Origin of the sequence: Streptomyces sp. MH60 (genome assembly GCF_002939385.1) — a bacterium.
Taxonomy (GTDB): domain Bacteria; phylum Actinomycetota; class Actinomycetes; order Streptomycetales; family Streptomycetaceae; genus Streptomyces.
The window spans coordinates 48095-64786 of the sequence record NZ_MULI01000017.1; the positions used below are offsets into that span (position 1 = coordinate 48095).

At 71.5% G+C, this 16692-nt stretch carries 15 protein-coding genes and 1 riboswitch; of the genes, 6 read left to right on the plus strand and 9 right to left on the minus strand.

The features are described 5' to 3' along the window. Position 1 precedes the first annotated feature (1 nt). The 6 genes from BZZ08_RS13965 (at position 2) to BZZ08_RS13990 (ending at position 6443) form a co-directional block, all read left to right on the plus strand. Positions 2–1375: an aspartate aminotransferase family protein gene (locus BZZ08_RS13965; protein ID WP_104632523.1), complete on the plus strand. Its 1374-nt coding sequence runs from the start codon at positions 2–4 to the stop codon at positions 1373–1375. Between the two features lie 202 nt (positions 1376–1577). Further along, complete coding sequence (locus BZZ08_RS13970) at positions 1578–2354, plus strand: ABC transporter ATP-binding protein (protein WP_104632524.1); 777 nt, start codon at positions 1578–1580, stop codon at positions 2352–2354. Then, positions 2336–3841 carry a hypothetical protein gene (locus tag BZZ08_RS13975; protein WP_104632525.1) on the plus strand — a complete coding sequence of 502 codons (1506 nt, stop codon included), beginning with the start codon at positions 2336–2338 and terminating at the stop codon, positions 3839–3841. Before BZZ08_RS13970 ends, BZZ08_RS13975 begins: the two co-directional genes overlap by 19 nt. A gap of 130 nt (positions 3842–3971) precedes the next feature. After that, positions 3972–4379, plus strand: a complete 408-nt coding sequence (locus tag BZZ08_RS13980; protein WP_104632526.1) for a VOC family protein — start codon at positions 3972–3974, stop codon at positions 4377–4379. A gap of 25 nt (positions 4380–4404) precedes the next feature. Beyond that, positions 4405–5583, plus strand: coding sequence for an LOG family protein (locus tag BZZ08_RS13985; protein ID WP_104632527.1), 1179 nt, complete (start codon positions 4405–4407; stop codon positions 5581–5583). Positions 5584–5738: 155 nt separating this feature from the next. Beyond that, on the plus strand, positions 5739–6443 hold the full coding sequence (locus BZZ08_RS13990; protein WP_104632528.1) for an LAETG motif-containing sortase-dependent surface protein: 705 nt from the start codon (positions 5739–5741) through the stop codon (positions 6441–6443). Positions 6444–6562: 119 nt separating this feature from the next. Here the strand turns inward: BZZ08_RS13990 and BZZ08_RS13995 are convergent, their stop codons facing one another. From BZZ08_RS13995 to rpsB, 9 genes are all read right to left on the minus strand, one after another. Continuing rightward, complete coding sequence (locus BZZ08_RS13995) at positions 6563–7591, minus strand: ABC transporter ATP-binding protein (RefSeq protein ID WP_104632529.1); 1029 nt, start codon at positions 7589–7591, stop codon at positions 6563–6565. A 2-nt stretch (positions 7592–7593) separates the two neighbouring features. Next, positions 7594–9195 (minus strand): ABC transporter permease, encoded by a 1602-nt coding sequence (locus tag BZZ08_RS14000; protein WP_198601468.1) that lies wholly within the window; start codon positions 9193–9195, stop codon positions 7594–7596. Positions 9196–9263: 68 nt separating this feature from the next. Continuing rightward, positions 9264–10355, minus strand: coding sequence for a thiamine ABC transporter substrate-binding protein (locus BZZ08_RS14005; protein ID WP_104632531.1), 1092 nt, complete (start codon positions 10353–10355; stop codon positions 9264–9266). A gap of 79 nt (positions 10356–10434) precedes the next feature. Beyond that, positions 10435–10540: riboswitch (TPP riboswitch) on the minus strand. A 38-nt stretch (positions 10541–10578) separates the two neighbouring features. Then, positions 10579–11685 (minus strand): 23S rRNA (adenine(2503)-C(2))-methyltransferase RlmN, encoded by a 1107-nt coding sequence (rlmN, locus tag BZZ08_RS14010; RefSeq protein WP_104632532.1) that lies wholly within the window; start codon positions 11683–11685, stop codon positions 10579–10581. 112 nt (positions 11686–11797) lie between these two features. Further along, positions 11798–12976 (minus strand): phosphatidate cytidylyltransferase, encoded by a 1179-nt coding sequence (locus BZZ08_RS14015; RefSeq protein WP_104632533.1) that lies wholly within the window; start codon positions 12974–12976, stop codon positions 11798–11800. Then, positions 12976–13533, minus strand: coding sequence for a ribosome recycling factor (gene frr, locus BZZ08_RS14020; protein ID WP_104632573.1), 558 nt, complete (start codon positions 13531–13533; stop codon positions 12976–12978). The genes BZZ08_RS14015 and frr overlap by 1 nt, the downstream gene beginning before the upstream one ends. A gap of 179 nt (positions 13534–13712) precedes the next feature. Further along, positions 13713–14471, minus strand: coding sequence for a UMP kinase (gene pyrH / locus BZZ08_RS14025; protein WP_104632534.1), 759 nt, complete (start codon positions 14469–14471; stop codon positions 13713–13715). A 206-nt stretch (positions 14472–14677) separates the two neighbouring features. Next, positions 14678–15514: a translation elongation factor Ts gene (gene tsf, locus BZZ08_RS14030; RefSeq protein WP_104632535.1), complete on the minus strand. Its 837-nt coding sequence runs from the start codon at positions 15512–15514 to the stop codon at positions 14678–14680. A gap of 94 nt (positions 15515–15608) precedes the next feature. After that, positions 15609–16541 (minus strand): 30S ribosomal protein S2, encoded by a 933-nt coding sequence (gene rpsB, locus BZZ08_RS14035; RefSeq protein ID WP_104632536.1) that lies wholly within the window; start codon positions 16539–16541, stop codon positions 15609–15611. Between the last annotated feature and the right edge of the window lie 151 nt (positions 16542–16692).

Consider the following 16692-nt stretch of genomic DNA (forward strand, 5'->3'; position numbering starts at 1 on the left):
CGTGAGCACCGACAGCCCCAAGGACCTCAGCCGGACCGCGTACGACCACCTGTGGATGCACTTCACCCGCATGTCGTCGTACGAGAACGCCCCCGTCCCCACCATCGTCCGCGGTGAGGGCACCCACATCTACGACGACAAGGGCAAGCGCTACCTCGACGGCCTCGCCGGCCTGTTCGTGGTCCAGGCCGGACACGGCCGCACGGAGCTGGCCGAGGCCGCCGCGAAGCAGGCGCAGGAGCTCGCGTTCTTCCCGGTGTGGTCCTACGCCCACCCCAAGGCCGTCGAGCTGGCCGAGCGGCTGGCGAACGAGGCCCCCGGCGACCTCAACAAGGTCTTCTTCACCACCGGCGGCGGCGAGGCGGTCGAGACCGCCTGGAAGCTCGCCAAGCAGTACTTCAAGCTGACCGGCAAGCCCACCAAGTACAAGGTGATCTCCCGCGCGGTGGCCTACCACGGCACCCCGCAGGGCGCCCTGTCCATCACCGGCCTGCCCGCGCTGAAGGCCCCCTTCGAGCCGCTGGTCCCCGGCGCGCACAAGGTGCCGAACACCAACATCTACCGCGCCCCGCTGTTCGGCGACGACCCCGAGGCCTTCGGCCGCTGGGCCGCCGACCAGATCGAGCAGCAGATCCTCTTCGAGGGCCCGGACACGGTCGCGGCGGTCTTCCTGGAGCCCGTGCAGAACGCCGGCGGCTGCTTCCCGCCCCCGCCCGGCTACTTCCAGCGGGTCCGCGAGATCTGCGACCAGTACGACGTGCTGCTCGTCTCGGACGAGGTCATCTGCGCCTTCGGCCGCCTGGGCACGACCTTCGCCTGCGACAAGTTCGGCTACGTCCCGGACATGATCACCTGTGCCAAGGGCATGACCTCGGGCTACTCCCCGATCGGCGCCTGCGTCATCTCCGACCGCCTGGCCGAGCCGTTCTACAAGGGCGACAACACCTTCCTGCACGGCTACACCTTCGGCGGCCACCCGGTCTCCGCCGCGGTGGGCATCGCCAACCTCGACCTGTTCGAGCGCGAGGGCCTCAACCAGCACGTGCTCGACAACGAGGGCGCCTTCCGCGCCACCCTGGAGAAGCTGCACGACCTGCCGATCGTCGGCGACGTCCGCGGCAACGGCTTCTTCTACGGCATCGAGCTGGTCAAGGACAAGGCCACCAAGGAGTCCTTCAACGAGGAGGAGACCGAGCGGGTCCTGTACGGCTTCCTCTCCAAGAAGCTCTTCGAGAACGGCCTGTACTGCCGTGCCGATGACCGCGGCGACCCGGTCATCCAGCTCGCCCCGCCGCTGATCTCCAACCAGGAGACCTTCGACGAGATCGAGCAGATCCTGCGCGCCACGCTGGCGGAGGCGTGGACGAAGCTCTGATCGTCCCGATCATCCGCTGAGACGATCATCACCGGCCCCGGTGCGGTCCGTTCGAGTGAGAACGGCGGCCCGGGGCCGCGTGCTGTCCGGCTTCCTCCCCGGCGACTCCTTACGGTGCCCAGTGACCGATCGGCCCCGCCTTCGTTCCCCCGGAAGGGGGACAGGACCGGGGAAATACGGATCAGAACCGAGGTGTACGCCCATGGAGGCCCCGCCGGACAACGACGTGCTCTGGGCCCGTGCCCTGCACTTCCAGCACCACGACGGCTCCCCCGCGCTGCAGGGTGTGTCGCTCGGCGTGCGCGAGGGCGAGATCCTCGCCGTGAGCGGCCCGCGCGGTAGCGGCAAGACCACGCTGCTGCGGTGCCTGTCCGGGCTGGTCAAGCCGCAGGACGGCGAGGTCTGGTTCAACAGCGTGCCGGTGCACACCATGGGTCCGCTCAGCCGCGAACGGCTGCGCCGCGACCGCTTCGGCTGGATCGACCCCGCCCCGGCGCTCGTCCCGGAGCTGAACGCCTGGGAGAACGCCGCGCTCCCCCTCATGCTGCGCGGCACCGGCCGGCGCCGGGCCAAGACCGCCGCCCTGGAGTGGCTGGACCGCCTGGACGTCGGCGGCAAGGCACGCAGGCGCCCGCACGAACTGCGGCAGGCAGAGCGGCAGCGCGTCTGCATCGCCCGCGCCCTCGCCGTCGCCCCGGCGGTCCTCTTCGCCGACGAGCCGACGGCGCCCCTGCACCGAGCGGACCGCGCCCACGTCCTGCGGACCCTCACCACGGCGGCCCGCTCGCACGGCATCACCGTCCTGCTCGCCACGCACGACGCGCAGACCGCCGCCCTGGCGGACCGCTCGGTGGCGCTCCTCGACGGACGGCGGGTACGGACCGTGCACCTGCCGCCGCTCGCCGAGACCACGGTGGCCACCGGTGCCGCCGGGACTCCCGGAACGGAAGGCCGGGCGGCGTGCTCGCTCTCCGCCTGACCCGCACCGCCCACCTCGCCGTCCATCTGCGCCGCCTGCTGGTCGCGGTGGCCTCGGCGGGCACGGGCTTCCTGCTGCTGTGCGCCCTCGGCCACGCGCTGAGCCACCCCGACGCGCCCGGTGCCTCCGCGCTGCGGCTTGCCTGGTGCGCGGCGCCGCTGGCCGCCGCGGTGTACCTCGCGGTGGCCGTGGCCCGCACGGACCCCGGGACCCGGCCCCGTTCGGGGCTGTCGGCGATCGGTCTGGGGCCGGGCCGGCTGATGGCCGTCTCGGCGACGACCACCGCCCTGTCCGCGGCGCTCGGTTCGGTGGTGGCCCTGCTCGCCTTCCTCCAGCTGCGCGGTGACCTGACCGGCCGGCCGCCCTCCGACCGCGTGGCGGCCGACGCCCTGGCCGTCGGCCAGTCCCTCCCCGCCCCGGCCGTCCTGACCCTGCTGGTCCTCGTACCGGCCGTCGCGTCGGCCGCGGTGGCCCACACCCTGCGGCCCCGCGATCCCCGGCCCGCCGCGGCCCCCGCACCCCGCGGCTACGGCCGCTTCGGCGCGTACGGCTGGGGCAAGGCCCGCGAGACCTTCGGCGCCTACGGCCGCTTCGGCGCCCGCACAGCCGTGGCTGCGGGCCGTCAGGCCGCTGTCCCTGCGGGCAGTCAGGCCGCCGGGGCGGCACACGTGGGCGCAGGCGGCGCCCTGCACACGCAGGCGAGTGATCCGCACCCCCTGGCCCCGGCGGACGGCACCACGCAGACGCTGGACGCCGCTCCCCCGGCCCCGGCCCCGGCGGACGGCACCACGCAGACGCTGGACGCCGCTCCCCCGGCCCCGGCGGACGGCACCACGCAGACACCGGCCGCCGACCCCGGCACTCCCGGCACCCCGCCCGAGCCGGCCCCCCGCCCCCAGAGCACCACCGCCCTCCCCTGGGGCATCGCCGTCCTCACCGCGGGCCTCACCGTCGAGACCTACACCGGCAACGCGGCCGGCGCCCCCGCCCCCGGCACCGCTCCCTCCGCCGGGGTACTGATCGGCTGGGCCCTCACCGCCCTGGGCCTCGCGCTGGCCGGACCGGGCCTCACCCACCTGTGCGGCCGCCTGCTCCAGGCCGCCCGGCCCGGCGCCCTGCGCCTCCTGGCCGGCCGCGTCCTCATGGAGGAGTCGCAACGCGTCGGGCGTCCGCTCGGCGTCGTGGCCGCCGTCGCCGCCGCGGCCTACGTGACGGCGACCGTGTACGACGGGGGCGGCCCCGCCTTCGGCCCGCTCAGCACCCTGGGCGCCCTCCTCGTGGCGGGCTGCACGGTGGCCACCCTGCTCACCGCGGCCGTCGAGGCCCGGCACGCCCGTGCCGACACCACGGACGCCCTGCTGCGACTCGGCGCGCCCCCGGCGACCCTGCGCGCCGCCGCCGCCGTACGCGCCGCCGCCCTGCTCGCCCTGTTCGTTCCGCTGGTCCTGATCGTCGCGGTGCTGGCGGCGCTGCCGCTGGACCACTGACCGGCGGAAACATTTTCGAGAAAGTCCGCGCGACCGCGATGAGTTCCGGGGCCGCCTCCCGTCTAATCCTTCGAACGGCACGCCATACGAACCGCACCGCCACAGCGGCACATCCACGGGAGAGGCCCCCATGTACCAGCAGATGATCTTCGTGAACCTGGCCACCAACGACCTCGACGCCTCGAAGAAGTTCTTCACCGGGCTCGGGTACGAGATCAACGCCCAGTTCAGCGACGACACCACCGCCTCGATCCCGCTGAGCGACACCATCGTCGTGATGGTGCACACGCCGCAGAAGTACCGCGAGTTCACCAAGAAGGAGATCGTGGACTCGACGAAGTCCAGCGAGGTGCTGATCGCGCTGAGCGCCGAGAGCCGCGAGAAGGTCGACGAGCTGGTGGAGAAGGCGGTCGCGGCCGGCGGCTCGGTCTCCGGCGAGACCCAGGACCACGGCTTCATGTACGGCCGGGCCTTCGACGACGTCGACGGCCACACCTTCGAGGTCGTGTGGATGGACCCGGCGGCCGTCCAGGGCTGATCCGGCGCGTGCCTAGCATGGGCGGGTGGATCAGACATCCGATCAGACACCCGCCCAGCGCAAGGCCCGGTCACCGCACGGGTCACTGTCACAGTTCCAGTCCCACCACGCCTCCCACGACCGGGAGATCGAGAGCCTCGCCGAGTTCGACCGGGTCGTCTCGGCGCACGGCAGCCTCGCCCACCACCGCGTCCAGGCCGTCGACCTGACGGCCCGTACGGACGCCCTGCTCACCGCCGACCCCACGGGCGCCGTCTTCCTCGGCTGCCCGATGGACCCCCGCGCCGCCGCCCGGGTGCGAGCCGCCGGGGCGCTGGTCTTCCCGCCGATACCGGGCCTCCCCTTCGACCCCTACCGGGGGCAGGTCTACTCCCCCGACGAGTTGTACGCCGGCCTCGACGGTGGGTACGGGGCGACACCGGACGCCCTGGCCTACGACTGGTTCCAGCAGACCAAGGCCGACGGGGACGTCTTCGCCTCGATGCTGCGCGCCGTCCACGACGACGCCGTCTCGGACGCGCTGGACGAACTCGTCGCGGGCAGCCGGGTGGTGGGCGTCATGGGCGGCCACGCCATGGCCCGCGGCACCGCGGAGTACGCGGGCGCCGCACGCCTGGGCCGGGAGCTGGCCCGCGCCGGTCTCACGGTGGCCACGGGCGGCGGTCCGGGCGCGATGGAGGCGGCGAACCTCGGCGCGTACGCCGCCCCGTTCGACGACGGCATGCTGGACGACGCCCTGGTGCTGCTCGCCGGGGTCCCGTCGTTCACACCGTCGATCGCCGACTGGGCGCGATCCGCGTTCGAGGTGCGCGAGCGCTGGCCCGGGGGCGGCGCCTCGATCGGCATTCCGACCTGGTTCTACGGCCACGAGCCGCCCAACGCCTTCGCCGCGCACATCGCCAAGTACTTCGCCAACGCCACGCGCGAGGACGGTCTGCTGGCCCGCTCCACCGCGGGCGTGGTGTTCCTGCCGGGCGCGGCCGGCACCCTTCAGGAGATCTTCGACAACGCGACGCCGAACTACTACGAGTCGCGCGGGGAGCCCACGCCGATGGTGCTCGTCGACCGGGATCACTGGACCCGGACGCTGCCGGCGTGGCCGCTGCTGCGGTCGCTCGCGAAGGGGCGGGCGATGGAGTCCCGCATCACGCTGGTCGACCGGATCGACGAGGCTCCCGATGCGCTGAAACGCGTCGGCGGTTAATAAGACGGCAAAGTCAACGGCCGGGGCGGGCATATGCGTTGACACTTCTTACGCCCCGCTTATAAACCAGTGAGGCTCATGGGTGTGCTGATGCCGCGTCATCGAGCGTCGGCACCCTCTTCACCCCCCGCATCCGCGCTCCCGTAAGGACAAACGTGGCAGTCCTGTCCATAATCAGCCGCACGGCATCGCGCCGTAGCGTCCGCGCCCTCGGCGTCGTCGCCGCCTCCGCGGCCCTGGCGCTCAGCGCCTCAGGCAACGCCCTCGCCTGCAACATCGGCGAGTTCTCCGCCGAAGCCAAGTGCGACGGCGACAACGGTGTCATCACGGTCACCGACGTGGACCCCGCCGGCATCCCGGCCACCGTCACCGTCTACCTCAAGGACGGCGACAAGCAGGTCGGCCAGCAGACGGTCAAGGGCTCCAAGGAGGGCACCACCGTCTCCTTCCCCGTGGACTGGCAGCCGAACACGGTCTACCGCATCCACGTGAAGGCCGACCGGTACGTCGACGAGGACATCCAGCCGGACGTCACCACCCCGTCGACCCCCTGCAAGACCGAGGACACGCCGTCCCCGACCCCGTCGGAGAGCTCCTCGACCCCGTCCGACGAGACGGAGTCCCCGGCGCCCGAGCCGTCCACGTCGGCCCCCGCGCCGTCGCAGTCGGAGAGCACCGCCCCGGCGGCCGTGCCGAACGACAACGCCCCGTCCCCGGCGGCCGGTGACTCCAACCTCGCCGAGACCGGTGCCAACTCCAACACCGGCATGATCGCCGGTATCGCGGCGGCCCTGGTCGTCGTCGGTGGCGGCGCCGTCTTCTTCGGCCTGCGCCGTCGCGGAGCGAACAGCGACAGCTGACGCCCGCTGCCCCGCGCAGATGCGTGCACCGCGGTGGCCCGTCCCGGTCCGGGGCGGGCCACCGTCGTTTCCGGCCGAACGTCGCCTTCTCCTCGCAGCGCGGCCCGCGGAGCGCCCGCTCAGCCGAGCACGACGACTTCCGCCGCGTCGAACTCCACCCCGACCGCGGCCCCGACCTCCGGCGCCGCCCGCAGCGCGCAGGCCGCCTCCAGACGGGGCGCGTCCTCGGGCTGGAGGTGCACGGCGACGTGCGTGCCGCGGAAGGTGCGGGCGGTGACCGTGCAGCGCAGGCCCTGGTCGGCCGGGACGACCCGGACCCCGGCCGGCCGCACGAGCACCGTCCGCGTGCCCTGCGGTGCGTCCTCGGGGACCGGCACCTTGCCCCACGGGGTGTCCGCGGCCTGTCCGGCGACGGACGCCTCGGCCACGTTGTCGAAGCCGAGGAAGCGGGCCACGAACGCGTCCGCCGGCCTTTGCCACACCTCCAGCGGCGTCCCCGACTGGGCGATCCGCCCGTCCCGCATCACCACGACCCGGTCGGCGAGCGCGAACGCCTCACCCTGGTCGTGCGTCACGGCCAGCACCGTGGTGCCCAACCGCCCGAACAGCTCGCGCAGTTCGACCACGAGGCGTTCCCGCAGCGAGCGGTCCAGCTGGCCGAGCGGCTCGTCCAGCATCAGCAGCCGGGGGCGGGGCGCGAGGGCCCGGGCCAGCGCCACTCGCTGCTGCTCCCCGCCGGAGAGCGCGGCGACGGACCGGTGGGCGGCGCCCGGCAGTCCGACCAGCTCCAGCAACTCCCCCACGCGGGCCCGCTGCGCGGCCCGGGACGCGCCGCGCATCCGCGGCCCGAAGGCGATGTTTCCGGCCACGTCCCGCTGCGGGAACAGCTGGTGGTCCTGGAACATCAGCCCGACCTCGCGCCTGTGCGCGGGCACCCCGGACTGGTCCCGTCCGTCCAGCGTCACCCGCCCGGCGTCCAGCGGCTGGAGCCCGGCGACCGCCCGCAGCAGCGTCGACTTGCCGCTGCCGCTGGGCCCGAGCACGCACACCACCTCGTGCTCGGCAACCCCCAGGTCGACGGCGTCGAGCACGGGCCGCCCGCCGAAGCGGACGGTTGCTCCTTCGAGGCTCAGCAGGCTGGGCGGCATGTTCAGAACTCCCCGCTCCGGTCGGTCCGCAGCCGCTCCAGCACCACCAGGGCCACCGCGCACACCAGCATCAGAATCGTCGAAAGGGCCATCGCCTGGCCGTAGTTCATCTCCCCGGGCCGCCCCAGCAGCCGCGCCACGGCGACCGGCAGCGTCGGGTTGTCGGGCCGTGCGATGAACACGGTCGCGCCGAACTCCCCCAGCGACACCGCGAACGCGAACCCGGCCGCGACCAGCAGCGCGCGCCGCACCATCGGCAGGTCCACCTCGCGCCAGACCCGCCACGGCGACGCACCCAGCACCGCGGCGGCCTCCCGCAGCCGTCCGTCCACCGCCCGCAGCACCGGCAGCATGGTCCGTACGACGAAGGGGACGCCCACCAGCGCCTGGGCGAGCGGCACCAGGATCCAGGAGGACCTGAGGTCCAGCGGGGGTTCGTCGAGCGCGATCAGGAACCCGAACCCGACGGTCACGGCCGACACTCCGAGCGGCAGCATCAGCAGCGCGTCGAACCCGCGCACGAAGCGGCCCGCGTCGCGCCGGGTGAGCGCGGTCGCGGCCAGCGCGCCGATCACCACGGCGATGCCGGTGGCGGCGACGGCGTACTGGAGGGAGTTGCCGATCGCCTCGATCGGCGGGACGAGGAAGGCGCCGCCGTCCTCACGGGTCAGCGCCCGGTAGTAGCCGAAGCCGGGGGCGCCCAGCGACCGCTGCACCAGTACCGCGAGCGGCAGCACCAGCAGGACAACGATGACGCCCAGGACCCCGGCGAGCAGCGCCCACTGCCCGGCTCCACGCGGCCGGCGCGCGGTCGTGGCCGCGTCCACCAGCCGTAGCGCCGTCTCGCGCCGCCGCACGGTCCAGGCGTGCACGGCGAGGACGGCGGCGACGGCCGCGAACTGGATCAGCGTCAGGACGGCCGCCGTGGACAGGTCGAAGACCTGCGAGGTCTGCCGGTAGATCTCCACCTCCAGGGTGGAGAAGGTCGGCCCGCCGAGGATCTGGACGACGCCGAAGGAGGTGAAGGTGAACAGGAAGACCATCAGGGCGGCGGCGGCCACGGCGGGCGCGAGCGCGGGCAGCGTGACCTGCCGCCAGGCCCGCAGCCGCGAGGCGCCGAGCATCCGCGCGGCCTCCTCCTGCCGCGGGTCGAGCTGCGCCCAGAGGCCGCCGACGGTGCGGACGACGACGGCGTAGTTGAAGAAGACGTGCGCCAGCAGGATCGCCCACACCGTGGTGTCCAGGCGCACGCCCCACAGTTCGTCCAGCAGCCCGCCGCGCCCCACCAGCGCCAGGAACGCCGTACCGACGACGACCGTCGGCAGCACGAAGGGCACGGTCACCGCGGCCCGCAGGAGTTGCTTGCCGGGGAAGTCGAAGCGGGCGAAGACGTACGCGCCGGGCAGCGCGATCAGCAGGGTGAGCGCGGTCGACGCCAGCGCCTGCCAGGTGGTGAACCACAGCACGTGCCGCACGTCGGACTGCGCGAGCACGTCCGCGATCCGCCCGAACCGCCAGGCCCCGTCGACCTCCAGGCCGCGCGCGACGATGGCGGCGACGGGGTAGGCGAAGAACACCGCGAAGAACGCGACGGGCACGGCCATCAGGCCGAGCCGAGCCGCGCTCCCGCGCACGGTCCGCGTCGGCTCCGCCGCCCGCTTGCCTTCTCGGCTCACTTCAGTACGAGCGAGGTCCACGACTTGACCCACTGGTCGCGGTGGTCGGCGATCTTCGCCGGGTCGAGGGTCTGCGGGTCCTTCGCCTGCGGCCCGAACTTCGAGAACACCTCGGGGACCTGCGCGCCCTCCCGCACCGGGTAGACGAACATGTTCAGCGGCATGTCCTCCTGGAAGGTCTTGCTCAGCAGGAAGTCGAGGAGCGCCTTGCCGCCCTCGGGGTTCTTCGCGTTGCTGAGCAGACCCGCGTACTCGACCTGCCGGAAGCAGGTGCCGTCGGCGACGCCGGTGGGGGCGGCGGCCGGCTGCGGGTCGGCGTAGACGACCTCGACGGGCGGGGAGGAGGCGTAGGACACGACGAGCGGACGGTCGCCCTTGGCCTTCTTGCCGCCGGCCGAGCCGGAGAACTCCTCGTTGTACGCCTGCTCCCAGCTGTCGACGACCTTGACGCCGTTCGCCTTGAGCTTCTTCCAGTAGCCCTCCCAGCCGTCGTCGCCGTACTTGGCGGCGGTGCCGAGCAGGAAGCCGAGGCCCGGCGAGGAGCTGCCCGCGTTCTCGGTGACGAGGAGGTTCTTGTACGCGGGCTTGGCCAGGTCGTCGAAGGACTTGGGCGGGGTCAGCCGGTGCTGGTCGAAGTACCCCTTGTCGTAGTTGACGCAGATGTCGCCGGTGTCGATCGGAGTGACCCGGTGCTGGTCCTGGTCGACGCGGTACTCCGGCCGGACCTTATCCGAGCCCTTGGCCTCGTACGGCTGGAACAGGCCGTTGTCGAGGGCGCGGGACAGCAGGGTGTTGTCGACGCCGAAGAAGACGTCGCCCTGCGGGTTGTCCTTGGTGAGGATGGCCTTGTTGACGGCCTGCCCCGCGTCGCCGTCCTCCAGGACCTTGACCTTGTAGCCCGACTTCTTCTCGAAGGCGGCGATGACGTCCTTGGACGCGGCCCACGAGTCGTGGCTGACCAGGGTCACGGTCTTGGAGCCGCCGGAACCGCTGCCGCCGGAGTCGTCGGACGACGATCCGCAGGCGGCGAGCGTGCCGACCATGCCGAGTCCGACGGCCAGGACACTGACCTTCTTGGTGATGCTCACTGAATTCCTCCTGGGTGACCAGGAGAAGACGCGGCCCCGCCCGGAACCCGTGACGAGGGTCCCGGGCAGGGCGCAACAGCTCGAGTGGTGACCGATCTCCCTACCCAGAATGACCTGGGCCAGGTTCGGAGGGTCTGCGGCCGGTGCCGCACTCTCAGCGCTGTGGCGCTCCCCTGTCGGAATATGAAGATGTGACTGTGCTGACGTACTTCCGCCGGTCAGGTTACCGCTCGCTCGCGGCGAGCTGACCACACGCCCCGTCGATCTCCTGACCACGGGTGTCCCGGATCGTCACCGGCACACCGTGCGCCGCGATCGCCTCCACGAACGCCTTCTCGTCCTCGGGCCGGGACGCGGTCCACTTGGAGCCGGGCGTGGGGTTGAGCGGAATGAGGTTGACGTGCACGGGCCTGCCCTTGAGCAGCCGCCCGAGCCGGTCGCCGCGCCACGCCTGGTCGTTGATGTCCCGGATCAGCGCGTACTCGATGGAGAGCCGGCGTCCGGACTTCGCCGCGTACTCGAACCCGGCGTCCAGCACCTCGCGCACCTTCCACCGCGTGTTGACGGGGACGAGGGTGTCGCGCAGCTCGTCGTCGGGGGCGTGCAGGGAGATGGCGAGGCGGCACTTGAAGCCCTCACCGGTGAAGCGGTGGATCGCGGGGACGAGACCGACCGTGGAGACGGTGATCCCGCGCTGGGAGAGTCCCAGCCCGTCGGGTTCGGGGTCGGTGAGCCGGCGGATGGCGCCCACGACCCGGTTGTAGTTGGCGAGGGGCTCGCCCATGCCCATGAACACGATGTTGCTGAGCCGCGCGGGACCTCCGGGGACCTCGCCGTCCCTGAGCGCCCGCATGCCGTCCACGATCTGGTGCACGATCTCGGCGGTCGACAGGTTCCGGTCCAGGCCGGCCTGGCCGGTGGCGCAGAACGGGCAGTTCATGCCGCAGCCCGCCTGCGAGCTGATGCACATGGTCACCCGGTCCGGGTAGCGCATGAGCACCGACTCGACGAGCGTCCCGTCGAACAGCTTCCACAGCGTCTTGCGCGTGGTCCCCTGGTCGGTGGAAAGGTGCCGCACGACCGTCATCAGCTCGGGCAGCAACGCCTCCCGCAGCCCCTCGCGCGAACCGGCGGGGATGTCGGTCCACTGCTCGGGGGCGTGCGCGTACCGCGCGAAGTAGTGCTGCGAGAGCTGCTTCGCGCGGAACGGCTTCTCACCGATCGCGGCGACAGCCTCCTTGCGCTCGGCAGGCGTGAGATCGGCAAGGTGCCGCGGCGGCTTCTTGACTCCGCGCGGCGCGACGAATGTGAGTTCTCCGGGCTTAGGCATGGCTGTACCAGTGTCGCAGACATACGGAGAAGGACCCGCCGCCCTGTGGACAACGGGTCCCCTTCCGAAGAACCAGCAGGTCAGACCCGTCCTGAAGGGGTCTTCGACCGGGTCAGCCCGAGCCGACGAAGATCACCAGCAGCAGCCACACCACCGGCGCCGTGGGCAGCAGCGAGTCCAGCCGGTCCATGATGCCGCCGTGGCCCGGCAGGAGGGTGCCCATGTCCTTGATGCCGAGGTCCCGCTTGATCATGGACTCGCCGAGGTCGCCCAGCGTGGCGCTGACCGCGACCACGAGGCCGAGCAGCAGTCCCTGCCACCAGGTGCCGTCGTCGATCAGGAACTGCATGCACAGCGCGCCCGCCACCATCGCGAACGCCACCGCTCCCAGCAGCCCCTCGCGGGTCTTGCCGGGGCTGATGCGCGGGGCGAGCTTCTTCCTGCCGAAGCGCCAGCCGACGGCGTAGGCCCCGGTGTCGCTGACGACCGTCAGTATCAGGAAGACCAGCACGCGCCAGGCGCCGTCGTCGGCCGCCAGCATCATGGCGACGAACGTGGCCAGGAACGGCACGTAGAACGCGGCGAACAGGCCCGCGGTGACGTCCTTGAGGTAACCCTCGGGCGGCTCCGTCATCCGCCAGACCAGGACCGCGAGTGCCGTGAGCGCCATGGCGACCCACGCTCCCTCGGCGCCGCGCGCGTAGCCGGCGACGACCATCGCGGCTCCGCCGATCGCGAGCGGCACCAGGGGCGCCTTGATGCCCTTGCGCTCCTCCAGCCGCTTGGTCAGCTCCCACAGGCCCACCACGACCGCGACCGCGATGACGCCGACGAAGACCGCCTTGACGACGAACAGCGACGCGATGATCACCACGCCGAGCCCGACGCCGACCCCTATCGCGGCACCCAGGTCGCGCCCCGCGCTCTTCTTCTGCGGAGACGGCTGGGGCTGCGCCGGCTGCGGGGCGTCGGGCATGGGCTCCGGATTCCGCGGCACCGCCGCATACGGCTGCGCCGACGTGCTCGGGTCGCGATACGGCTCGTCGCGAACGGACTGGTCGTGGAACGGCTCGTCCCGGAACAAGGGACCGCTCAGCCGAGCGGTCCCCTGGTCGTCGTCCTGGTCTCCGCCGTGTTCGGGTACGTCGGGCACGATGGGCATGGGGCGAGTCTGCTGCGCGTAGTGCGCATCGTACGCGGGACCCGCCGGGCCGGCGCCCTGGACGGGTCCCTGGTCGGACGGCCCCCAGTACCCGGCTTGTGGCGGCGCTCCCCAGGAAGAGTCGTTCATCAGACCTCGAGCAGCTCCGCTTCCTTGTGCTTCAGGAGCTCGTCCACCTGCGCGACGTACTTGGCGGTGGTGTCGTCGAGCTCCTTCTCCGCACGGCGGCCCTCGTCCTCGCCGACCTCGCCGTCCTTGACCATCTTGTCGATGGCGTCCTTGGCCTTGCGGCGCACGGAGCGGATCGAGACCTTGGCGTCCTCGCCCTTGGCCTTGGCCACCTTGATGTACTCCCGGCGGCGCTCCTCGGTCAGCTCGGGGAACACCACCCGGATGATGTTGCCGTCGTTGCTCGGGTTGACGCCCAGGTCCGAGTCGCGGATCGCCTGCTCGATGTTGCGCAGGGCCGTCTTGTCGAAGGGCGTCACCACGGCCATGCGCGGCTCGGGCACGGAGAACGAGGCCAGCTGGTTGATCGGCGTCGGCGCGCCGTAGTACTCCGCCACGATCTTGTTGAACATCGCCGGGTGCGCACGGCCGGTGCGGATCGCGGCGAAGTCCTCCTTGGCGACCACGACGGCCTTCTCCATCTTCTCCTCGGCCTCGAGGAGGGTCTCTTCGATCACCACTTGCTCCTGCGTGTCTTGAGTAGGCCCGGCTGCGGTTCCCCTGCGGGCGGCGGCCGGCTGCGTCGCGTTCTTCCTGCACGGTTCCCGACCGGCGGGACATTGTCCATCCCCCGGCCCGGTCCCGTCCCGTCCGTCCCCCGGACAGGTGGCGTCCGCGGACGGGGGGTGTTCTCCGGTCAGTCCCGGCTGCCCTGGTCACCCACGAGCGTGCCGATCTTCTCACCCTTGACGGCGCGGGCGATATTGCCCTCCTTCAACAGCTCGAAGACCACGATCGGGAGGCTGTTGTCGCGGCAGAGCGTGACGGCCGTGGCGTCGGCGACCTTCAGGTCCCGGGTGATGACCTCGCCGTAGCCGAGCGCGTCGAACTTCACGGCGTCCGGGTTGGTCTTCGGGTCGGAGTCGTAGACCCCGTCCACGCCGTTCTTGCCCATGAGCAGGGCCTCGGCGTCGATCTCGAGGGCGCGCTGGGCGGCGGTGGTGTCGGTGGAGAAGTACGGCATGCCCATGCCGGCGCCGAAGATGACCACGCGGCCCTTCTCCAGATGGCGCACGGCGCGCAGCGGGATGTAGGGCTCGGCGACCTGGCCCATGGTGATGGCGGTCTGCACACGGCAGTCGACGCCCTCCTTCTCCAGGAAGTCCTGGAGGGCCAGGCAGTTCATCACGGTGCCGAGCATGCCCATGTAGTCGGAGCGGGCGCGGTCCATGCCGCGCTGCTGCAGCTCGGCGCCGCGGAAGAAGTTGCCGCCGCCGATGACGATCGCGATCTGCGCGCCGTCCCGGACGACGGCCGCGATCTCACGGGCGATGGCGTGCACCACGTCGGGGTCGACGCCCAGGCCCCCACCGCCGGAGAAGGCCTCTCCAGACAGCTTCAGCATGAAGCGGCCGCGTACTTTGCCGTCGTCGCTCTTCTCGGCCTTGGTGGTCATGGAGATCTCGCCTCTTTTACGTGGGTCACACACACGAAGAAGGCCACTGCCGGTGGGGGCGTGTTTCGCATCCCATTCGCGGCAATGGCCTCCTCGTCAGATCTGCTGTCGTCCGCCGCCACGCGCGTGTACGCAACGGCATACGCGAACGGCGCCGACGACTGCTGTCGACCCTACCGGGGTCGCACGTCCGTCGCGGTACGGACTCAGATGCCGACCTTGATGCGCGAGAAGCGCTTCAGGCTGACACCGGCCTCTTCCAGCACCTTCTGGACGGACTTCTTGTTGTCCAGGGCGTAGGGCTGGCCGAGCAGGGTGGCGTCCTTGAAGAAGCCGTTGAGGCGACCCTCGACGATCTTCGGCAGGGCGGCCTCGGGCTTGCCCTCGGCGCGGGTGGTCTCCTCGGCGACGCGGCGCTCGGACTCGACGACCTCGGCCGGGACGTCCTCCTTGGAGAGGTACTTCGGCGCGAAGGCGGCGATGTGCTGGGCGACGCCCTTGGCGATCTCGGCGTTGGGCTTGTCCAGCTCGACGAGGACACCGATCTGCGGGGGCAGGTCGGGCATCGTGCGGTGCATGTACGCGGTCACGAAGCCGCCGGAGAACTGCGCGAAGCGGTCCAGGACGATCTTCTCGCCGAGGTTGGCGTTGGCCTCGTCCACGTACGCCTGGACGGTCTTGCCAGGCTCGATCTCGGAGGCGAGCAGGGCCTCGAGGTCGGCCGGGGCGGCCTTGGCGACGTGCTCGGCGATGGTCTTGGCGACGGTCTGGAACTTCTCGCCCTTGGCGACGAAGTCCGTCTCGCACTTCAGCTCGACGAGGACACCCGAGGTGTTGTCGTCGGCGATGATCGAGACGACGGCGCCGTTCTCGGCAGAGCGGCCCTCGCGCTTGGCGACGCCCTTCTGGCCCTTGATACGGAGCGCCTCGACGGCCTTCTCGACGTTGCCCTCGGCCTCGTCCAGCGCCTTCTTGCAGTCCATCATGCCGGCGCCGGTGAGCTCGCGGAGCTTCTTGACGTCGGCGGCGGTGTAGTTCGCCATGATTCCGGAATCTCTCTCGAAGTCTGAAGATCTACGGGCCGGACGGCGGGGGCTGTGCGGCCCCCGCCGTCCGGCACCCGAAGGTGGTGAGGGGTCAGGCCTGCTCGGCGTCCGCGGCCGGGGCGGCCGGGGTCTCGGCGGGCGCCTCGGCGGCCGGGGCCTCCTCGGCAGCGGGAGCCTCGGCGGGGGCGGCCTCGGCAGCCGGCTCCTCGGCGGGCTTCTCGGCAGCCTCGGCGTCGTCCTTCTTCTCGGCCTTCTCGCCCTCGAGCAGGTCGCGCTCCCACTCGGCGAGCGGCTCGCCGGCGGCCTTCTCGCCCTTGGCACCGCCGGCGGCACCGGAGCGGGCGATGAGGCCCTCGGCGACGGCGTCGGCGATCACGCGGGTGAGCAGGGTGACGGAGCGGATCGCGTCGTCGTTGCCCGGGATCTTGTAGTCGACCTCGTCGGGGTCGCAGTTGGTGTCGAGGATGGCGACGACCGGGATGTTGAGCTTCCGGGCCTCGCCGACCGCGATGTGCTCCTTCTTGGTGTCCACGATCCAGACGGCGCTGGGCACCTTGGACATCTCGCGGATACCGCCGAGGGTCTTCTCCAGCTTGGCCTTCTCGCGGGAGAGGACCAGCAGCTCCTTCTTGGTGAGGCCGGAGGCGGCCACGTCCTCGAAGTCGATCTGCTCGAGCTCCTTCAGGCGCTGCAGGCGCTTGTAGACGGTCGAGAAGTTGGTGAGCATGCCGCCCAGCCAGCGCTGGTTGACGTAGGGCATGCCGACGCGGGTGGCCTGCTCGGCGATGGCCTCCTGCGCCTGCTTCTTCGTGCCGACGAACATGACCGTGCCGCCGTGGGCGACGGTCTCCTTGACGAACTCGTAGGCGCGGTCGATGTACGACAGCGACTGGAGCAGGTCGATGATGTAGATGCCGTTGCGCTCGGTGAAGATGAAGCGCTTCATCTTCGGGTTCCAACGGCGGGTCTGGTGACCGAAGTGGACGCCGCTTTCCAGCAGCTCCCGCATCGTGACGACGGCCATGGCCGTATCTCCTTGGTTTCTCGGTTGTGCCGCGCGAGCCGGGACGGCTCCCGCGCCTGACGCCCGCGATGCGCCGTGCCGCAAGGGACCGAGGGGCGCTGACACCGACCTTGGGAGGCCTCGTGTCGGGGCGTGCGAAGTCGACCCGGTG